The sequence below is a fragment of the Oscillatoria sp. CS-180 genome, from assembly GCF_028330965.1.
GTDB lineage: Bacteria > Cyanobacteriota > Cyanobacteriia > Phormidesmidales > Phormidesmidaceae > Halomicronema.
Genome location: NZ_JAQMUB010000050.1, coordinates 1 through 4,772 on the forward strand (window position 1 = coordinate 1; position 4,772 = coordinate 4,772).

General features: G+C 55.6%; 1 protein-coding gene. It reads right to left on the minus strand.

What is annotated here, in order from left to right:
* Positions 1-4,772 (minus strand): non-ribosomal peptide synthetase (locus tag PN498_RS12325; protein ID WP_272063101.1); only part of this gene is annotated, 4,772 nt, incomplete at both ends.

The following is a 4,772-nucleotide window of genomic DNA, read 5'->3' on the forward strand; positions in this document are numbered from 1 at the left end:
CCCCCCCCCCCCCCCCCCCCCCCCCCCGACTCTGCCGCAGAGGCAAACCAGTCATTCGCTGCAAGCACTGGGTCAAGTTGTCCCAGATAGTTGAACCGCACGTCTGCTGGAATTGGCGGCAAGTTGTGGGGATGCAGGTAGCGCCCTATTCCGTAGCTCAATCCCCCATGGGGCAATGCGCGCAGAGTCTCTTTCACCTGCTTGAGAGCAGTTTCCAACGTAGCGTTTGGAGACACCTCCAAACTGACCGGAAACAGCGTTGTGAACCAACCCACCGTGCGAGAGAGATTGATATCAGTAGCCCATTCACCGGGTAAGTCTTCGCGACCGTGGCCTTCTAGTTCCAGCCGCAGCTGCCGTGTTCCAGTCCACGGTTCAAAAGCCAGCACTAGCGCGGTCAGCAGCAGATCGTTGATCTGAACCGAATAGACTCTGGGGACATCTTGGAGTAGGCGATGAGTATCATTCTCGCTGAGACTAACCGTGACTCGATCCGCGATCGCCATGCGATTGTCGTCGCAGTCAAAATCTCTTGGCAGTGGCTGGGTTGGGCGATCCGCCACTTCCTGCCAATAGGCTTTCTCCGGGGCCCAATCTGCGGTACGGGCATAGGTGCTAAGATGCTCTGCCCAGTGCTTGAGGGAGGTTGTCTTCGGTGGCAACTGGGCAGTCTGGTCCTGCTCAAGCTGTTGATAGAGCAGCCGCAAGTCTCCCAACAGGATCCGCCAGGATAACCCATCGATGACGAGGTGATGGCACACCAGAAGCAGACGATGTTCTACTTCGAATTCAAAATAGGCTAGCTTCAGCAGCGGTCCTGCCGCCAAATCAAAGTGAGTCTGCAAGTCCTGGGCGGTTTCGGCGATCGCCTCTGACAATTCAGACTCTGCACCCGTCACCACCGTTAAGGGAACCGCGCCTGGTTCATGCCAACGCTGCTGCCAGCCCGATTCAGACTGAAAGAAACCTGCTCTCAATGCATCATGGTGTTTCAACAGTTGCCCTAATGCCTGTTCTAGCAGGATTGGATTCATCGGCTGGGTCACCTTTAGCAGCACTGCCTGATTCCAGTGGTGGGGATGCTGTAAGTTCTGCTCAAAGAACCAGTGCTGAATCGGCGTCAGCAACCCAGTGCCCGTAATCATGCCCTGCTCTGCTGCCACGCTCGTTCGCGTCGAGACCACTGTTGCCAGTCGAGCAATGGTCTGATGCTGGAATAAATCTCTCGGTGTGAGCTGTAATCCTGCTTGGTGGGCCTTCGCGATCGCCTGCAGCGCCAAAATCGAGTCGCCTCCCAGCTCAAAGAAGCTGTCATGCAGACCCACCTGAGTGACTGGCAGCAATTCACGCCAAATCTCGGCTAGCATCACCTCTGTTTCCGTCCTCGGCGCATCGCCTTGAGAGGCTAAATCCAGCGCTTTGGGAATGGGCAGGGACTTGCGATCAAGTTTGCCATTGGGTAAGTGGGGTAGCTCAGCTAGTTCCACGAAAACAGCCGGGAGCATGTAGTTGGGGAGTTTGTTGGCGAGGAATGAATGAAAGGTGATTGATGGTTGATGGTTGATGGTTGGGGATTGGTTAGTCGTTATTGGTGGGTGGTTATTGGTTTTGTTGTCTGCCTTCAAGACGACATAGGCTGCCAATCGTTGGGTTCCGTTTTCGTCTGTCCAGGGATTGACGGCGACCTGCTCGATCATGGGATGGCTCAGTAGTGCGATTTCGATTTCCCTTAGCTCGATGCGGAAGCCGCGAATTTTGACCTGATTGTCCAGACGACCTAGGTATTCAAGGGCACCGTTGGGGAGATGGCGGGCGCGATCGCTGGTTTTGTAGAGAATTCGTTGTTCGTTATGGGGTCTACTGTCTGTTTTTTCCGCAAATGGATTCGGGATAAACCGCTCGGCTGTCAGACTGGGGTGATTCAGGTAGCCTCGTGCGATGCCATCGCCGCTGAGGTAGAGTTCGCCAGGGATACCAATAGGGACGGGCTGGCTGTGGGCATCGAGCACGTAGGCTTGGGTGTTGGCAATGGGGCGACCAATGGGGGCAACGGTTGCCTGTTCGTCCATGCGGGCGTAGGTGGAGTAGGTGGTGTCTTCGGAGGGACCGTAGAGGTTGAAGACGTGCTGAATATAGGGAATAGCGTAAAGCTGCTGGACGAGAGACGGGGGCAGGGGTTCGCCAGCCAAATTGAGGGTAGTGACGCTGGTGGGGATACCGTTAATCCGTAGGAGGGCAGCGGTGGCAGAGGGCACAGTGTTGACGAGGGATACCTGGTTGGCTGCTTTTAGTTCAGGAAGCTGTAGGACGTTTTCTGCCAGGATGACCGTCCCCCCCCAGCTGAGAGGGACGAACAGCTCGAAGATTGATAGGTCAAAGCAGATAGAGGTGCCTGCGAGAACGCCGCTCAACTGCTCTGAAGAAAAGACATCTTTTGCCCAGTGGCAGAGAGTGACAGGGCTATGGTGTTCAATGGCGACCCCTTTGGGACGTCCGGTGGAACCCGAGGTGTAGATGACATAGGCAAGATGGTGGGCTGCTGGGGTGCTAATAGGATTAGTGGTGGGTAACTCGGAAAGGCCCGTTTTGAGTAGGGTGTCAAGGGCGATCGCGGATATCCCCACTGGAATATCTACAGAAAGGGTGGGGCTAGTCAACAGCAGCGAGATCTGAGCATCTTGCAGAATAAAGGCCAATCGCTCTGCCGGATAGGCTGGATCGAGGGGAACGTAGGCTCCTCCCGCTTTGAGAATCGCCAGCAGCGCCACTACCATATCAGCCGTGCGCTCCATGCAAATGCCGACAAGGGTTTCAGAGCTGACGCCTTGACTCTGTAAGTAATGCGCGAGCTGGTTGGCGCGAGTATTAAGGTCTTGATAGGAAAGGCTCTGGTCGTTGGTGATGAGGGCTGTTGCCTGCGGTGTCTTTTCAACCTGTTGCTCGAAGAGCTGATGGAGACAGCAATGGCTGGGATAATCGACTTGAGTCTGATTCCACTGCCCAAGCTGCTTGCGTTCGCCTTTCGCCAGCATCGGCAATGCCGCGATCGGACTGGTCAGCTGTTGCGGAATCGCTTGAAGCAGCTGGCGCAAATGGCCTGCCATGCGGTGAATCGTATCGGCTGTAAACAGGTCAGTGCGATATTCCAGGGTGCCTTTCAGCCCCCGCTCCTCTAGCTTGATTGAGAGGGTTAGATCAAATTTGGCCGTGTTGCTCGGCATCGACAGAGGCTGCCATTCCAGCGCTGTGTCGAAGTCAGTGAGGGGTGGGTTGGCGATGGTCAAAGACCGGCCCTCAAGGGCCAGCGCTGACCCCGCATTCTGTAATACAAACATCACCTGGAACAGCGGTGCATGACTCCAACTGCGAGGCACGTCCAGCGCCTCCATCACCTGCTCGAAGGGCACGGACTGATGAGCATAGGTATCCAGCGCCACGTCGCGCACGCGCCTTAACAGGTCCTCAAAGCGGGGATTACCAGATAGATCTGTCCGCAGCACTAGCGTATTGACGAACATCCCCACCAGTTCTTCCAGCTCAGTGTGAGGGCGATTGGCAATGGGGGTGCCAATAACAATATCCGTGACGCCACTGTAGCGATGCAGAAGGACCTGGAATGCCGCCAGCAGCGTCATAAATAGAGTGGTTCCCTGCTGTTGACTGAGGGTCTGAAGGGCCTGAGTTTGATGGGCCGACAGCTTAAATTCGTAGGTGTCTCCGGCAAAGGATTGCACTGCGGGACGAGGATAGTCCGTTGGCAGTTCCAGCAGTGGTGGCACGTTTTGCAATTGCTGCTGCCAGTACTCCAAGTGGCGGTCTTGGGGCTGTTGCTGCTGCCAGGCAGCATAGTCCACATATTGAATGGGCAGCGGTGGCAGAGATGCAGCCTGACCTAGACGCAGCGCGTCGTAAACCTGCACCAGCTCTCGTACCAGGATCCCCATCGACCAGCCGTCAGTCACAATGTGGTGCAGGCTCAAGAGCACGACATGATCATCCTCAGCTAGCCGCAGTAGCCGCATTCGCAACAGCGGCGCTTGACTCAGATTAAACGGAGTTCGAGCTTCCCTCTGGAGCTGTTCCCGCACTTGCTCCCGCTGATTAGCTTCATTCAGCCCTGTCAAATCAATCAGCGGGATCTCAATCTCAACTTCGGTATGAATCTCGATTCGGGCCTGACCGTCCGCATCCTTGAACGCTGTTCGCAGGCTTTCATGCCGCTGGATAATCTGCTCAAGACTGTGTTGCAGCAGGTCTACTGATAATGCTCCCTGAACTCGCACCGCTGTCGGAATACTATAGAACGGGCTATTTGGCTCAAGCTGGGCTAGTACCCACTGCCGCTGTTGAGCATCAGAAAGCGGTAGGGGGCCGGAACGGTCAATCGGTTGAATGGGCTGATGTAATTCAGTATTACCTTCTGCTTTGAGTGTCTCAATGACGGCAGCGAGCTGGGATAAGGTTGGCTGCTCGAAGAGCGATCGCAAGGGTAGCTCGACATCAAATGCCTGACGCACTTGGGCTACGACGCGGGTCGCTAGCAGCGAGTGACCACCCAAGTCAAAGAAGTTGTCATGGCGGCCAATTTCGTTCTGGCCCAAAACTGCCGACCAAATGGTTGCCAGCAGTTCTTCTGAGGGTGTTAGTGGTCCTGCTGAGATATTCAGCGTTGCAGTTGCATGGGGTGTGGGGAGAGCGGTGCGATCGACTTTGCCATTCGGCGTCAGCGGCAGTTCTTCTATCGTTACGAAGTAGTCGGGGAGCATGTAGGG